This window comes from Sulfurimonas sp. ST-27, from assembly GCF_048081595.1.
Taxonomy (GTDB): Bacteria; Campylobacterota; Campylobacteria; order Campylobacterales; family Sulfurimonadaceae; genus Sulfurimonas; species Sulfurimonas hydrogeniphila.
Genome location: NZ_CP182226.1, coordinates 2,018,331 through 2,034,718, shown reverse-complemented (window position 1 = coordinate 2,034,718; position 16,388 = coordinate 2,018,331). Strand labels below are relative to the sequence as shown.

The 16,388-nt window shown below is 39.5% G+C and carries 14 protein-coding genes and 1 tRNA gene; 9 read left to right on the top strand and 6 right to left on the bottom strand.

Translation table 11 applies throughout. From position 1 onward, the window contains the following. Nucleotides 1–66 precede the first annotated feature (66 nt). From guaA to ACM66U_RS10640, 9 genes are all read left to right on the top strand, one after another. Nucleotides 67–1,617, top strand: coding sequence for a glutamine-hydrolyzing GMP synthase (guaA, locus tag ACM66U_RS10680; protein WP_151899436.1), 1,551 nt, complete (start codon nucleotides 67–69; stop codon nucleotides 1,615–1,617). Between the two features lie 126 nt (nucleotides 1,618–1,743). Then, nucleotides 1,744–2,385, top strand: coding sequence for a uroporphyrinogen-III synthase (locus ACM66U_RS10675; RefSeq protein ID WP_418640740.1), 642 nt, complete (start codon nucleotides 1,744–1,746; stop codon nucleotides 2,383–2,385). 298 nt (nucleotides 2,386–2,683) lie between these two features. Then, nucleotides 2,684–3,949: a phosphoribosylamine--glycine ligase gene (gene purD / locus ACM66U_RS10670; protein WP_418640739.1), complete on the top strand. Its 1,266-nt coding sequence runs from the start codon at nucleotides 2,684–2,686 to the stop codon at nucleotides 3,947–3,949. Nucleotides 3,950–3,960: 11 nt separating this feature from the next. Next, nucleotides 3,961–4,410 (top strand): RDD family protein, encoded by a 450-nt coding sequence (locus ACM66U_RS10665; protein WP_151899439.1) that lies wholly within the window; start codon nucleotides 3,961–3,963, stop codon nucleotides 4,408–4,410. Continuing rightward, complete coding sequence (locus tag ACM66U_RS10660) at nucleotides 4,403–6,595, top strand: LPS-assembly protein LptD (RefSeq protein ID WP_418640738.1); 2,193 nt, start codon at nucleotides 4,403–4,405, stop codon at nucleotides 6,593–6,595. The genes ACM66U_RS10665 and ACM66U_RS10660 overlap by 8 nt, the downstream gene beginning before the upstream one ends. Before the next feature lie 11 nt (nucleotides 6,596–6,606). Then, on the top strand, nucleotides 6,607–7,275 hold the full coding sequence (locus ACM66U_RS10655; protein WP_151899441.1) for a phosphoribosyltransferase: 669 nt from the start codon (nucleotides 6,607–6,609) through the stop codon (nucleotides 7,273–7,275). Next, nucleotides 7,272–9,452, top strand: a complete 2,181-nt coding sequence (locus ACM66U_RS10650; protein WP_151899442.1) for a polyribonucleotide nucleotidyltransferase — start codon at nucleotides 7,272–7,274, stop codon at nucleotides 9,450–9,452. Before ACM66U_RS10655 ends, ACM66U_RS10650 begins: the two co-directional genes overlap by 4 nt. 141 nt (nucleotides 9,453–9,593) lie before the next feature. Continuing rightward, complete coding sequence (locus ACM66U_RS10645) at nucleotides 9,594–9,908, top strand: F0F1 ATP synthase subunit C (protein ID WP_151899443.1); 315 nt, start codon at nucleotides 9,594–9,596, stop codon at nucleotides 9,906–9,908. 71 nt (nucleotides 9,909–9,979) lie between these two features. Then, nucleotides 9,980–10,063 (top strand) — tRNA-Leu (locus ACM66U_RS10640). 115 nt (nucleotides 10,064–10,178) lie between these two features. Here ACM66U_RS10640 and ACM66U_RS10635 read toward each other — a convergent pair. From ACM66U_RS10635 to modA, 6 genes are all read right to left on the bottom strand, one after another. Continuing rightward, nucleotides 10,179–11,831, bottom strand: a complete 1,653-nt coding sequence (locus ACM66U_RS10635) for an EAL domain-containing protein (protein ID WP_418640737.1) — start codon at nucleotides 11,829–11,831, stop codon at nucleotides 10,179–10,181. 125 nt (nucleotides 11,832–11,956) lie between these two features. Next, nucleotides 11,957–13,612 (bottom strand): EAL domain-containing protein, encoded by a 1,656-nt coding sequence (locus ACM66U_RS10630; RefSeq protein ID WP_418640736.1) that lies wholly within the window; start codon nucleotides 13,610–13,612, stop codon nucleotides 11,957–11,959. A gap of 98 nt (nucleotides 13,613–13,710) precedes the next feature. Next, nucleotides 13,711–14,565 (bottom strand): ATP-binding cassette domain-containing protein, encoded by an 855-nt coding sequence (locus ACM66U_RS10625; RefSeq protein WP_418640735.1) that lies wholly within the window; start codon nucleotides 14,563–14,565, stop codon nucleotides 13,711–13,713. Next, nucleotides 14,562–15,233, bottom strand: a complete 672-nt coding sequence (modB, locus tag ACM66U_RS10620) for a molybdate ABC transporter permease subunit (protein ID WP_151899447.1) — start codon at nucleotides 15,231–15,233, stop codon at nucleotides 14,562–14,564. Before modB ends, ACM66U_RS10625 begins: the two co-directional genes overlap by 4 nt. Beyond that, a complete protein-coding gene (locus ACM66U_RS10615; protein WP_151899448.1) occupies nucleotides 15,230–15,628 on the bottom strand; it encodes a TOBE domain-containing protein in 399 nt (132 codons plus the stop codon). Before ACM66U_RS10615 ends, modB begins: the two co-directional genes overlap by 4 nt. After that, nucleotides 15,625–16,371, bottom strand: a complete 747-nt coding sequence (modA, locus tag ACM66U_RS10610) for a molybdate ABC transporter substrate-binding protein (protein ID WP_418640734.1) — start codon at nucleotides 16,369–16,371, stop codon at nucleotides 15,625–15,627. Before modA ends, ACM66U_RS10615 begins: the two co-directional genes overlap by 4 nt. Nucleotides 16,372–16,388: the final 17 nt, after the last annotated feature.

Genomic DNA, 16,388 nt, shown 5'->3' with positions numbered 1-16,388 from the left:
GCAGAGTCCCTGCTGTAAAATGGGCTTTTGCTCATTTTATATATAAATTTATCAAAAGGCATTTCAATGACAAATGTTAGCATTATAGTTTTAGACTTTGGTTCTCAATACACACAACTCATCGCTCGTCGTCTTCGTGAAGATAAAATATACTGTGAAATCCTTCCTTTTCATACAAAAGCCCAGGATATTGCAGCGAAAAATCCTCAGGGTATTATACTCAGCGGAGGTCCCTCTTCTGTATACAACAAAGATGCCTATGAAGTTGACAAAGAGGTTTATAAAATGGGCATTCCGATTCTTGGTATCTGTTATGGAATGCAAAGGATTGCGGTAGATTTTGGCGGTTCGGTTATACGTTCTGACCACCATGAATACGGAAAAGCAGAACTTGACATAGTCGGCTACCCTGACAATGTTTCTCCTCTTTTTAAAGATTGTGACAATCACACTGTAGTATGGATGAGCCACTCGGACAGAGTAGAAACACTTCCTGAGGGTTTTAAGGTAATCGCCACATCTGACAATTCACCGTATGCGGCCATTGCAAATGATGAAAAACGTGTCTATGCGCTTCAGTTTCATCCGGAAGTACAGCACTCTGAAGAAGGGTACCTGATGCTTCGCAACTTTGCAAAAAATATCTGTGGCGTCACAGAAAAATGGAAAATGGAGCATTTTCTCAAGCAGCAGATTGAATCCATTCGCGAACGTGTCGGTGACGCCAAAGTGCTTTGCGGATTAAGCGGGGGAGTTGACAGTTCTGTTGTGGCAGCAATGCTGTATGAAGCAATCGGTGATCAGCTTATTCCTGTGTTTGTAGATAACGGACTGTTACGCAAAGGTGAGAGAGAGCAGGTTGAGGAAGTTTTCAAAGTAAATCTCAAAGCGCCTCTTGTTACTGTGGATGCAGCGGATAATTTCTTAACAAAACTGGCAGGAGTGAGCGACCCTGAACAAAAACGCAAAATTATCGGGCATACTTTTATAGAAGAGTTTGAAAAAGAGGCGAAAAAACATGACGGTATTAAGTTTTTGGCACAGGGAACACTCTATCCGGATGTCATTGAATCTATCTCTGTCAACGGTCCCTCAGAAGTGATTAAATCTCACCATAATGTCGGCGGTCTTCCTGACTGGATGGATTTTGAACTGATTGAGCCGCTGCGTGAACTTTTTAAAGACGAAGTACGTAAAATCGGACTGGAACTGGGACTTCCGGAGAGTATGATTAACCGTCATCCTTTTCCCGGACCTGGTCTTGCTATTAGAATCATGGGGGATGTAAATGTTCCTGATTTGGATCTTTTACGCGAAGCAGATGTTATTTTACTCGATGAACTCAAAGCAAGCGGATATTATGCAAAAACATGGCAGGCTTTTGCCGTGCTTTTAAATGTAAAATCAGTAGGGGTTATGGGTGACAACCGTACCTATGACAACACGGTATGTATCAGAGTTGTAGAAGCAGTTGATGGTATGACAGCAACATTTGCACATCTGCCGCATGACCTGCTTGAGAGAATTTCAAGAAGAATCATTAATGAGGTCGATGGAATAAACCGCGTAGTTTATGATATATCATCTAAACCGCCCGCAACAATAGAGTGGGAATAAAATTGAGAAAAATTTCGGCTCATCTTGAAAGGATTGAGGAATCAGCATAGTTTAACTATGCCTTAACCTCAAAACATTCCAATCTGAACCAAACTTTTTACAATTTCCATAAACGAGGAAATTTCAATGCATAATAAGCCCATTTACCTTTTTTCTGTCTCTTCTCATCCTGATGCTCACCATGTAAACTCTTTGGATATTACTTTTTTTCAGCCTGATATTGATTTTTCCAAATATGATTATCTGATAATTACCTCAAAGCAGGCATCAAAAGCGTTGCAACAGTATGAGAAAAAAGAGTATATAAAGAAGCAGGCGCTGTGTATCTCAAAACAGAGTGCAAAAAGTTTTGAAGATTTAGGGGGTCAGGTCCTGGCTGTCGGTAAGGGGTACGGCGATACTCTTGCGGAAAAAATAAAACAATACCCAAAAGAGACAAAATGGCTTTATTTGCGTGCTGAACTTGTTGCTTCTGATTTTGTCCTTACATGTAAAGAAGAGGGATACTGCATAGATGAAAAAATTGTCTATGCAAGCAAGTGCAGTGAAGAGTTGTTACATGTAACAGTGCCGCAGGAGGCTATACTTATTTTCACCTCTCCTTCAAGTGTAGAGTGTTTTTTAAGCAGGCATACTTTGCTGCACACACATAAAATAATCGTTATAGGCAAAACAACGGCAAAAGCACTGCCAAAAAACTGCTCCTGTATTCTCTCTGATGAGACAACTATTGAGAGTTGTATGCAAATAGCGCATTCCCTAAAATAAAAACAAGCATATTTTTAGTATAATTATCCTGTTAATCTGAGTAGTTCGTGTCAGCACATATATGCGGGTTCTACATATTCAACCTGTGAATCAGTAGGGTTGTCGTGTGTCGGTGGTTTCGCTTGAGGTATGTTCACTCTGCCGACGAAATTGCCGCCGTCAGGCAATCCTCTCTTCACCCAAATTCGGCTTTTAGAACCAAGCCAGTAGTGCGACGGCTGCTCGGGTTAATGCAAAAAAAGTTTATTTATTTCATCAGGGTGGGCTAAATAAATTTTTTAATTATATGGAGATACAAATGAAAATATTGATCTTGGGGAGCGGTGGACGAGAATACTCTATTGCCCGTGCTATAAAAAATGAAGAAGAGGAACATGAACTTTTTTTTCAGCCTGGAAACGGTGCAACAAACAATCTGGGAACAAACCTCGATATCAAAGATTACAATGATTTGGCAGCATTTGCAAAAAAAAATGAGATTGATTTGACTATAGTAGGTCCTGAAGCGCCTCTGGTGGATGGTGTTGTAGACATATTTAAAGCACAGGGACTGACAATTTTCGGACCAAGTAAAGAGGCTGCTCAGCTTGAAGGCTCAAAAGTCTACATGAAAAACTTTTTGGCAAAATACAATATTCCTACAGCAAAATATATAGAGAGTGATTCGATAGAAGATCTGTTTAGGTTTACAAACACCCTGCAGGCACCTATCGTTGTAAAAGCAGATGGTCTGTGTGGCGGAAAGGGTGTTATCATCGCACAATCCCATGATGAGGCAAAAAAAGCAATTTCTGAAATGCTCAGTGGAAAAAGTTTCGGTGATGCTGGTAAAAAAGTAATCGTGGAAGAGTTTTTAGACGGATATGAACTTTCTATGTTTGCAGTATGTGACGGGAAAGATTATATCTTGCTTCCGGCTGCACAGGATCACAAACGCCTGCTTGACGGTGACAAAGGTCCAAATACAGGGGGAATGGGTGCCTATGCCCCGACTCCGCTTGTAGATGAAACACTGTACCAAAAAGTACGAGAGCGTATTATCCGCCCTACACTTGAGGGCATGCAACAAGAGGGTGCACCTTTTGAGGGTGTACTTTTTATCGGTATTATGGTGGTAAACGGTGAGCCGATTACTCTGGAATTTAATGTACGTTTTGGAGATCCTGAATGTGAAATTCTTATGCCGTTAATGACTTCAAGCGTATCTGACATGTTTTACAAAGCGGCAACAAACCGTTTGGGCGAAATCAAAGTAGAATTTTCAGACCAGTATGCTGTCGGTGTGGTTATGGCGAGTGAAAACTATCCGTACGGACCATCAACGCCTGCTGAAATTATTTTAGATGATGTCAAGCATAAAGAAATAGAAGAAAATACACATATATCTTTTGCCGGTGTTACAATGGAAGACGGGAAACTCTACGCAACGGGTGGACGTGTTTTGGTATGTGTCGGTTTGGGTGAGAGTATCAAAGAGGCACGCGACAGAGCCTATATGAGATGTGGACAGGTTCATTTTGCAGGAAAAAAACTTCGTACAGATATCGCCTACCAAGCTCTTTAGGAATTTGAATTTTGAATGAAGAGATTGAAAAACTTCTCAACCGAGAACATTTACAGCTCGCCTCTGTTAAAAAAAGGGCAATGGCATTTTTTATAGATGAAATGCTGCTCTCTTTTTTACTTATTATCGCGATGTCTGATTCATTTGCCAATGCGCAGACGGTTGAAGATATTATTATACTGACAAATACCTATGTTTTGCAGTATATTGCGATGAAAATAGTCTATCAGACTTTTTTTGTAATGCAGTACGGGGCTACTTTAGGGAAGCTGGCAATGAAAATAAAGGTTATTGATGTACGCACACTGGACAATCCGAACTTTGCAGCAGCACTCAACAGGGCAGTTTTCAGAATTATAAGTGAAATGATTTTTTATCTTGGTTTTTTATGGGGAATGTTTGATCCGCAGCGCCAGGCATGGCATGATAAAACCGCAAAAACTTTGGTGATAGATGCTTAAATATTTTCTTTTTTTCCTTCTCTCCTGTATGGGTATTCTGATTGCAGATGACAAGATTGAAATATATGCATCCTCTGTCAAATCAAAAAACAATATTGTGTATGCGGACGGAGGAGTCAGTGTTGTTTACAAAGATTATTTTTTAACTGCTCAAAGAGCGGTGTATAACCAAAAGACGCAAGATTTGGAACTCTTTGGGAAGGTACGGCTCAACCATAACAAAAAGTACAAGATACTCGGAAAATATGCAAAACTCAATTTGGCAAAAAAAGAGCGGTATTTTAAACCGCTTTATCTGCTTGAGAACAAATCTGATGTCTGGATCAGTGCAAATGAAGGTGAATCAAAAGGAGTGCTGCTGGATATCACTTCAGGTTCAGTCAGCGGATGTGACCCTGTAGACCCTTTATGGACAATGGAGTTTTCTTCATCGGACTACAATACAGATTCCAAATGGATTAATTTATACAATGCACGGCTTTATATTTACGATATACCGGTATTTTATACGCCCTATTTTGGCTACTCTCTTGATACGACACGGCGTACCGGTCTTTTGAAGCCGTCTTTTGGAGTATCCTCAACCGAAGGGTTTTATTATGAACAGCCGATTTACATTGCCGAACAAAACTGGTGGGATTTAGAAATCAATCCACAGATCAGAACCACAAGAGGAAAAGGACTCTATACTACTTTCAGATTTGTGGATTCTGCTGTTTCGCACGGAGAATTCAAAGCAGGATATTTTAAAGAAAACGAGGACTATTATTTAAAATATAATCTGCAAAATCAATCCCATTACGGATTTAATTTTAAGTATGACAATACAAATCCTCTGAATCAATGGCTTGGACTGGACTTGCCGGGACAGTCCGGAATATATGCAGATATTAACCATATGAATGATGTTGACTACATTAACCTTGCACAAAACAACAATGCACTGCAGCAGGCAACTGCAACACAGGTACTTTCACGAGTAAACCTTTTTTATAATACAAATGACAACTATATAGGTGCCTATTTTAAATATTATGAAGATTTGACACTCCAGACAAATGACAATACACTGCAAAAACTCCCAACTGTTCAATACCATCATTATGTAGATACTTTTTTGAAAGATCATTTGCTGTACTCCTTTGATGTGCAGAGTAATAATATTCAAAGAATCATAAACAAAAAAGTAATTCAAACAGATGTAAATCTGCCTGTAACACTTCAGACGCCATTGTTTGGTGAATATGTCAATCTTTCATACAAGGCAAATCTGTATCTGCAACATTCTCAATTTAGCGGGCATGAACAAAATCCAATTCCGGGTTTTGAATATCATGACGGCTTTTATGCAAGCAACTACAATACTGTTACTGTTTCAACACAGTTAACAAAGGCATATGCAAATTTTAGTCATGTTGTAGGCTTTGAAGTGAGTTATAATGCGAAAGGCTGGAGTAAGAAAGACGGTTTTTATCAGGACAATATGGACTACTGTTCAGATTTTACAAATAAGGCAGATCCAAATTTTGCACAAAGATGTGAGTTTTATAATATAGCAACAATTCAAAATGATACACAACTAAACTTTCAGCAATATTTTTATGACAGTACCGCACAGGAGATTATCTATCACAGACTTTCCCAAAACATCTCTTACGAAAATACAAAAGAACGCTATGGTGACCTGGAAAATGAGCTTGACTATAAGATAACGAGTTTTTTGTCCTATTACAATAACATGTTTTATAATTATAAGGAAAAAAAGTTTTCAAAGATTTTGAATCAGGTGTCATTCAACAGGAATGGCGTGAAAATTGCACTCTCACATCTCTATAAAAATACCTTTTTACCAAAAACAGCCACTTATACACCCTATACAAGTTATCTCACATCAAATGTAAAATATACTTACAACAAACACTATTCTTACAATACAAGCTATAATTATGATTTAGAATCAAAAGAGAGAAAAAGTTTTTCTTTCGGATTTTTGTACACAAAGCGATGTTGGGATTTTGGAGTGCAGTATACCGAAAACAACAGACCTGTCTTGACTACAGTCGGGAGTACAAGTTCCTCTGTGTATGACAGGTTTATATACTTGACTATTGTATTAAAACCGTTAATGAAAGCAAATGCCGGCAGCTCTTTTTTATCGTATAAATTGCCGGATGATACAAAATAGGATGCAAAAAGATGCAAAAGTATAAGCATATTTTACAAGACAGGGAAGATGCAGCACAAAAGCTTCGTGATGTACTTCCTATGCAAAAATTAAAAGAAGAAGCGTGGAATATTGTTGCAGTGTCAAAAGGCGGACTTGAATTGGCTTCACTGATAAAAGGCAAGTTGAAAAATAACCTGGAAATTCTTTTTTTAGAAGCAATTATGGCGCCAAACAATCCTGAATGTGAAGTTGCCAGAGTCAGTGAGACAGAGGAGATTGTCCTCAATGAAGAGTTGATTAATGCCTTTGGAATACAGTATGATTATATCTACGGAGAAGCTCACAGAAAGCATGAAGAGGATATACTTAGCTATATATACAAGTATCGCAAAGGAAGACCGTTTCCTCCTATGAAAAACAAGATTGTTTTACTTGTAGATGAGGGAAGTGAGACAGGAAGCAAGTTTATGACTGCACTCAAAACAGTTTTGGCCCAGAAACCAAAAGCAGTTTATATTGCCAGTCCTGTACTGCCAAGAGATGTTTTGGAATTGTTAGAAACATTCGTAGATGACATATTTTTTCTGTATGATATAGATGACTATGTAGAAACATCATTGTATTATAAGAATTTAACAATAATGGACGATGAAGAAATAGAAGAAATACTCAGTAAAGATTTAAAGGATAACAGATGACGTATGATGTAAAATTAGAATTAGAAAACAGAGTAGAAGAATACTCCTTTGGTGATGTTGCCAAACAGGCAAACGGTTCGGCATGGCTTAAATCAGGTAAAACTGTAATACTGGCGACGGTAGTAATTGATGAGACTGAGGTTGTCAAAGATGACTTTTTGCCTTTGACTGTACAGTATATAGAAAAAACATATGCAGCCGGAAAAATTCCGGGAGGGTTTTTCAAACGTGAAACAAAGCCGAGTGATTTTGAGACTCTGACATCACGAATAGTAGACAGAAGTCTGCGTCCCTTGTTTCCAAAAGGATTCGGGCACCCGACACAAATTACCATTATGGTATTTTCGGCAGATGCTGAGTCTGATATGCAGCTTCTTGCGCTTAATGCCGCTTCGGCTGCACTTTTTACTTCGGACATAGATATAAACAGCAGTGTATGTGCGGTTCGCGCAGCAAAAGTAGACGGAGAGCTTGTACTGAACCCAACACTTTCACAGCTGAAGAACTCTACACTGGATTTGTATCTTTCAGGAACGAAGAAAGATTTACTGATGATAGAGATGCGTTCCATCGGCAGTGAAAAGGTTGAGGTTGAAGAGACCTACGAGCCGATGCTTGACCCGATGATGGATCCGAGTCTTGGTACAATAGTGGTAGATACACATGTATCCAATGCAATGAGTGAAGATGAACTGATAGAAGTGCTTGATAAAACAGAAAAAATTCTTTTTGCTTCAAATGTTGAATATGAAGTGGCCTTTGGACCGTATCAAAAAGAGATAAAACCTCTGGAGCTCAAAACAGACGGTTTAAATGAAGAGATGGTGGCTTTTGTGAAAGAACGTCATATGCAAGATATCATAGATGCCATGAATCAAATGGCAAAGTCTGAACGCTCAACTGCCTTAAGAAACCTCAGAAAAAGAATTCTTACCAATAATCTGGAGTGGGATGAACTTGAACTCAAAGCGGCAATAGAAGCGGTTAAAAGAGAGCAGGTGCGTGCACAGATACTCAATGAAAAAGTGAGAGCCGACGGACGTACACTGACAGAAATACGTCCTATCAGTATTGATACAAATGTATTGCCGGCTGCGCATGCCTCTTGTCTCTTCACCCGTGGACAGACACAGGCTCTTGTGGTCTTAACGATGGGCGGACCCAAAGATGCGCAAATGTTTGAAGGTTTGACAGATTCCGGCACTCAAAATGAAAACTTTATGGTGCATTATAACTTTCCGGGATTTTCGGTAGGGGAAGCTTCTCCTATTATGGGAACAAAAAGACGTGAACTCGGACACGGAAATTTAGCAAAACGTGCGCTTGAACCGATACTCAACCTTGATGGACAGACAGTCCGTCTGGTGTCTGAAATACTGGAGTCAAACGGTTCTTCTTCAATGGCAACTGTGTGTGGCGGGTATCTTGCACTTAAAGCTGCAGGGCTTGAGACAAGTGATACGGTTGCTGGCATTGCCATGGGTATGATAAGTGACGGAGAGCGTTATGCAATTCTTTCTGACATTATGGGTCTTGAAGATCATGATGGTGATATGGATTTCAAGGTTACCGGTTCGAAAGAGGGTATTACCGCTATGCAGATGGATATCAAACTCGGCGGTGTGAGTCTGAACATTTTAAAAGAAGCATTGTATCAGGCAAAAGAAGGACGTGCGCATATTATTGACATTATGCTTGATGCAGAGGCTAAAATAGAATTTAATGACGGCGTACTTCCTGTTACAGAATTTTTTCATATTGATCCGGGATTTATCGGTGAAATTATAGGTCAGGCAGGAAAGACAATCCGTGAAATGATAGAAAAGTTTGAAGTGGCGATAGATATAGATAAAAAAGAGGGAAAAGTTAAAATTACCGGTAAAAACAAAAATGGTGTAGAGGGAGCAAAAGAGCATATTCAAAAAATTGTCAATGCACCGAAAAAAGAAAAAATAAAATATGAAGTAGGCGGAAAATACGAAGGGACTGTAAAGAAAATCGTTGACTTTGGTGCTTTTATAGAGTTGCCTGACGGAACAGACGGCCTGTTGCACATATCCAAACTTTCAAAAGACAAACGTGTGGAGAATGTAAGTGATATTTTAAGCGAAGGCGATAAAGTAAAGGTGGAAATTTTAGAATTTAAAGGAAATAAAATTTCTTTAGGTCTTGCATAAGAGAATATTTAGCAAAACTTTCATATAATGCGCTTATCAATTTCTAGTAGGGAAATCTGGGCATTTATGTTCAGGTTGCTTCATTACATGTAATGAGGTTACGCTATCCGAACGGATTGTAATTATTTCAAGGAATATATTATGAAAAAAATTCTTTTTCTTTTAGTAGCTTTTTCTGCTGCTGCATTCGCAAATGACGGTGAGGTTGCCAACCAAACTCTTAAAGCATACTCAATGATCGCTGCGGGTCTCGGTCTTGGTCTTGCTGCATTAGGTGGAGCTATCGGTATGGGTCATACTGCTGCTGCAACTATTGCCGGTACTGCACGTAACCCTGGTCTTGGTGCTAAACTTATGACTACAATGTTCATCGCTCTTGCAATGATCGAAGCACAGGTTATTTATGCACTGGTAATTGCGTTAATCGCACTTTACGCTAACCCGTATTTAGGATAATCTTTAGAGATTACTAAATATACCTCAGACCTGGCTCCCAAAGAGTCAGGTCACTTTTATACTACACAAATGCGCAGGTGGTGGAACGGTAGACACGCAACGTTGAGGTCGTTGTGCCTTCGGGTGTGGGGGTTCAAATCCCCCTCTGCGCACCATAACCCCCTATTTTCGAACTTTCAATGCAATATTTAAAAACCGGCATCGATACTATATAAAAGACAACGGAAGATGAAGTGCGTGGACATATATGCTATATTTTGGCAGATACCGTTAAGATAGTTCAGGCTTAGGTTCCGATATTTCATAACCCTGGGCATAATCTATCCCCATTTTTTTTACATAATCATAAACTTCCAAAGAACAGACAAATTCGGCAATGACCGGAATGTTTTTCTGGTGCGCATAGTCGAGTATTGTTTTTGCGGTAATCTGGGAGTTTCTGTCTGCAACGATGTTTTTGATAAATACCCCGTCTATTTTTATAAAATCGATTTTTAGGTTGTTGAGCTGTCCGAAATTTGAACACTCAGCGCCAAAGTCATCAATGGCAAGTTTACACCCGAGGTCATGCAAAATATTAAGCGTTTTTTGAATCTCTTTGTGTTTTGCGATACTGTTGTTTTCCAAAATTTCAAAGGTCAGTCGTTCCGGACTGATACTGTATTTTTCGATATTTTTTTTCACAACTGCCATAAACTGCGGATGTTTCAGGTCATAGTCACTGATGTTGACGGTAAAATTATAAACACTGGTCTGAATTTTTTTACAGGCCTCTTCAAGAATTATTTTAAATATTTCAAAGAGCTGTCCGCTGTAGCGGGCGGCATCCAAAAAATGGTAGGGAGAATAGATTTCACCTTCATACTCTATGCGGACCAGACTTTCATATTTTTCAATTTTATCTGTTTTGAGATTTTTTATAGGCTGAAAATAGGTAAGAATTCTATGCTCACTCAGGGCATCCCGGATTCTTCCTGTCCACAAAGAGTTTGAATGGATGGTTCGCAGAATCGTCAAATCATCACTGTATTTCTTCAGATTGTTTTTTCCATACAGACGGGCTTCTTTTAAGGCAAATTCTGCTTTTTGTATAATGTTTCCATAGTCATCGATGACAACACCAATGCTGGCAGTCAAATGTATTTTAATACCGTTGATGGAGAAAAGATGGTTGTAAATGTCATCCTTTACCTTTGTAATTCTCTGCTCGGTTGTGAGCGTGTCTCCCTGTGTATAGAGCATGGCAAACAGATCTGCTTCAAGGTGAAAAACCTGGGCATCCTGTGTATATTTTTCCAATAAAAAATGGGAAAAAGCCCGCAGAACTTTGTCTCCAAAATCAAATCCGTTGTGGTTGTTAATAACACTGAAATCATCAATATTGATAAGTATGAGAGATTTCTTGCCGCTACTGCTGAGATTTTCAGAGAGTTTGAGCCGATTTGGCAGTTTTGTCACCTCATTTGTAGTCATCTTAGTGTAAATTTCATCTTTTTTGTCTTGAATGTCTTTAAACTGCTGGTACTGTTTGATAGCTGCACGCACAGTCAGAAAGAATTTTTGAGACTCTATGCAGGCGCGTGACCTGTAGTCATTTATATCATAATGCTCAAGAATTTCATCAGTGGGAACAGCTGAGTCTACACTGTCTATAATGACTATGCGCATTGTAGTACTGATTTGTGCCCGAATGTAGTTGATTAATTGCAGTCCGCCGCTTAGTTTTTCTATATTGATATCTATAAAGGCAACAGCGATATCTTTATTGTTTTGAATGATTTTTCGTGCTTCTTCTGCGTTGTGTGCATGAAGTACTTTGAGCTTTTTATGGAAAATGACGGCATCTCCCAACTTTTCCTTTAAAATATCGTGGACAAAAGCATCATTGCCAACCAATAGTATTTCCCAAAATTTTGTAGACATTATGAACTCCATGCGTTAGTAAATATTATATATCGCTGCTCATAAAACTTTTATTAATCAATTAAATGAGGATTCTCAGAAGGAAAGGCTTTTTATCTGTACTAAGGAGACAAAGAGTCTAATTCCTACAGATCAGGTTTCGGTTCTGCTATTTCATACCCCTGCACATACTCCACGCCCAAAGCCTTTACATAATCATACACCTCTTTGGAACAGACATATTCTGCAATGACCGGAATCCCTTTTTTGTGGGCAAAGTCAATAATGGTAGTCGTGACTATCTGAGAATTTTCATCTGTTACGATATTTTTGATGTAGGCTCCGTCAATTTTAATGAAATCTATGGGCAGGTTGTTGAGCTGTCCAAAGTTTGAACACTGGGCACCAAAGTCATCTATGGCAAGCCGAAAGCCCTCTGCATGGAGTTCATTTAAAAGTGCTTGAATATTTTTATTGTGGGCAATACTGTCATTTTCGAGAATTTCAAATGTTATTCTGGAGTGTGGCAGATTGTACTTTTTGAGTATTCTTTTTGCAGTTTGTAAAAAATCAGGGTATTGTATATCATACTGGCTAATATTTACCGTAAAAAAGTAAGTGCTTTGGACAGCCTTTTTGCAGGCCTCTTCCAAGACAAACTGAAATATTTTAAATATCTGTCCGCTGTAGAGTGCCGCATCCAAAAAATGAAAAGGGGAGTAGATCTCATTTTCATATTCCAGTCTGACAAGGGCTTCGTATTTAATGATTTTACCGGTTTTTACTTCTAAAATAGGCTGAAAATAGGTATGCATTTTATGGTTGTGCAGGGCATCGCGTACCCTTGTACTCCATAGCGAATTGGTATGAATCGTCCGGAGTATGTTCAAATCATCTGTATACTTTTGAATACTGTTCTTGCCGTAACGGCGTGCCTCTTTGAGGGCAAACTCCGCTTTTTGGATGATATTTCCGCGTTCGTACAGTGCAATGCCTATACTTGCTGTCAGGCGTGTTTTTATACCGTTGACGTTAAAAATATATTTTGCAATATCGTCTTTGATGCGTAAAATATTCTCTTCGGTTGTTTCATTTCCCTGTTTGACACACAAGAGTGCGAAATTATCGGAGTGCAGATGAAAAACCTGGGCATATCTGCCATATTTTTTCTCCAAAAATTTTGCAAAAGCACGCAGTACTTCATTGCCAAAGTCAAACCCGTTATGTTCATTGATGAGGCTGAAGTCGTCTATATTGATGAGTATAAGAGATTTTTCTCCCATTGTGTCCAGATATTCTGAGAGTTTGATTCTGTTTGGCAGATTGGTTACATTATTGGTCGTCATCTTTTTATAGATCTCGTCTCTGCTGGATTTGATCTCTTTGTATTGTTCATACTGCTTAAGTGCATTGCGGATGATAAAATAAAATTTACCGCTTACAATTTCTTCTTTTTCTTTGTAGCCGTTAATATCATAATGGTCAAAAATTTTATCAGGAGGAACCGGCGAGTTTCCGCTGTCTATCATGACAATTCTTATGTTGCTGTTGTGCAAAACATTTCTTATATGTTCAACAAGCTTCAAGCCTGCGTCGGGTGTTTCCATAGATATGTCAATAAAAGCAATAGCAGTATCAGCATTGTTTTTTAAGAGTTCTTTCGCCTCTTGTGCATTGTGTGCATGGAGGATTTTTACGGGTTTGTTTTGAATAAAGATATTTTGCAGTTCTTTCTTAATGACATTATGCACAGCAACATCATCATCAACGACTAAAATTTCCCAATATTTTTCAGACATCATTATATTTCCTAGTAGTATTAACCATAGACTAGCATGAAAAAGATTAATATTTGTTTATAATAAACGGGGGGGGAATACCGTTAAGCCAATAAAAAGCTTTAGTTTTGTGTGACAGTCGGAGCAAAAGCCTTTGTACTGAGTCTGACACTTTGTCCGATTTGGAGATTCTTGGCTTCTGCGGAGCTGACGACAACCTCGACGAGTTGCTGTCCTATGGCTACAACAGCGATGTAGATGACATCTGCTTTTTTAATATCGAGCAGTTCTCCCTCAAAAGAAAATTTTTGACTGCCCTGCGTCTTGAGCAAAACCTCTTTTGGTGCGCCGTCATTGATTATTTTTCCGTTTTGTAAAATGATGACACGAGAGGCAAGACGGTATATTTCGCTCGGGTCGTGACTGACCATAATGGTTGTCGTGCCAAACTCTTTATGCAGCACAAGCAGTTCGTTTTGCAGCTTTGTCCGCATAGCAGGGTCAAGTGCCGAGAGGGGTTCGTCAAGCAGTAATATTTTTGGTTTTTTCATCAAGGCACGGCAGATGCTGACTCTCTGTTTCTGCCCGCCGCTGAGGCTGTTTGGATAGCGTTCTTTGAGGCTGGAGAGTTCACTCAATTCCAAAAGATGCTCGGCTAATTTTTTGTCATTGTTGACAAAAAGCAGATTTTTTTCTACACTCATATTTTCAAAAAGGGCATACTCCTGAAAAACAAAACCGATGGCTCTTTTTTGAACAGACAGGGCCCCTTTTGCATCAAGCCAGACGCTGTTTTGTACAGTGATGCTCCCTTTGGCCTCTTCAAGCCCTGCTAAAATTCTCAAAAGTGTAGTCTTTCCGCTGCCGCTTTTCCCACTGATGGCTACAAACTCGCCCTCTTTAATATTGAGCTTTACATGTAAAGGCATAACGCCCTGGGCTCCGTGAAGTGTTTTTGTGACATCTATATGTATCATAATCCAAACCTTCTGTTGTGTCTGGCATTAAAGATGTAGACGCTCAGAAGTACTGCAAAAGAGATGCCCACCATTATGGCGCTGTAGATATGAGCGGCAGTGTAGTCCATATTTTCCACCATTTCATAAATGGCTACAGAGGCCACCTTTGTCTCACCCGGTATGCTGCCGCCTACCATTAAAACTACGCCGAATTCTCCGACTGTATGGGCAAAAGTGACAATGACGGCAGTGAGTACCGCCGGTTTCATATTTGGCAGGGCGACAAAAAACAGAGTCTGGAGTTTGCTTTTGCCGGCAATGTAACTCGCCTCAAGCATATTTTTGTTGAGACTCTCAAACCCGTTTTGAAGAGGCTGCACCATAAATGGCAAAGAGTAAAAACAACTTGCCACAACAAGTCCCGTAAAAGAAAAAACAAGTTTGACATCAAAAGTCTCTTCAAAAAAGTGACCGATTGGGGAGCTGTATGCAAATGCCCAAAGCAGATAAAACCCCAAAACAGAAGGGGGCAGAACAATTGGCAAAGCTGTAAGGGCTTCTAAAAAAGGTTTTGTTTGTGATTTTGTCTGTGAGAGAAACCATGCAAGCGGCAGGGCGATACAAAAGAGAATAAAAGCTGTCAACGCCGCAAGTTTGAAGGAGAGCACAAAGGGTTCAAAACTCATGAAACTATCTCCTTGAGTGACAAATCACTTGATTTTATCAGTGCGATGACAGATTCCCCTACATGCAACTGCATTCTTTGCAAAGAATCGCTTGTGATGATGGACTCCAAAACATTGTCATAAAACTGTAACTCTACAACAGACAAGAGCTCTCCGACTTCTATAGAACGCACCGTTACATGTAACTGGTTTGCATGGCTCAGTTCTCCCTGAAGATTTTTTGCTATGGCTATGGCTGTGGGTTTGCATGTAAGGAGAACTTCTGTGTTTTGTGTGAGTGTTTGGGGCAATTCAAGGCTCATCATGCCCAGCGTGCTCTCATTACATGTAAAGTGTACTACATGTAAGTTTTGTACTGTTTGGATTGTCTCTGCTTTTGCTGGAATTGTATTCATTGTACACTGTATCCGTACGCTTTGAAAATCTCTTTTGCCGGTTGTGAGAGTAAAAAGGTGTAAAAAGAGTGTGCGTCTGCATTGTCTGTGGCATGTTTGAGCAAAACAATACCCTGTGCAATGGGTGTGTAGAGTTTTGGATCAACATCTTTAAAATTGACGCCTTCTTCATACTGTTTCATTTTAGGAGAAAAGAGTGCTGACTTGGCGATAAAACCCAAATCAGCTGCCGTGACTGCATAGGCAACAGTCTGTCCGACAGACTCTCCGTAAACAAGTTTCTTTTTGATTTTTTTATACAAAGAGGCATTTTGCAATGCCTGACGCGCTGCTATTCCGTAAGGTGCGGTTTGCGGATTGGCTATGGCTATTGTTCTGATATTTTTGTCAAGAACGAGAGCTGTTCCCTGCTGAAACTCTCTTTTTTTTGTGCTAAAAAGAGCAAGCGCGCCCCGGGCATACACAACCGGTTTGGTCAGAGCAAAGCCTTTTTCGTATAATTTTTTTGGATAGGCCATATTTGCAGAGAGAAAAATGTCATAAGGTGCGCCGTGCATTATCTGTGCTGTGAGTTTTCCACTGCTGCCTGTAGTCATTTGTACTCTTGTTTGCGGATTGTTTTTCTGAAATTCTTTTATCAGTCGGGGAAGGGCATAACTGACATTTGCCGCGGTTGCAATGTTGAGAGTACCCGCCAAAACAGTTGTAAAGGAGAATAAAAGTATAATAAGATAATTTTTCATTACAAGATTATAGCAGA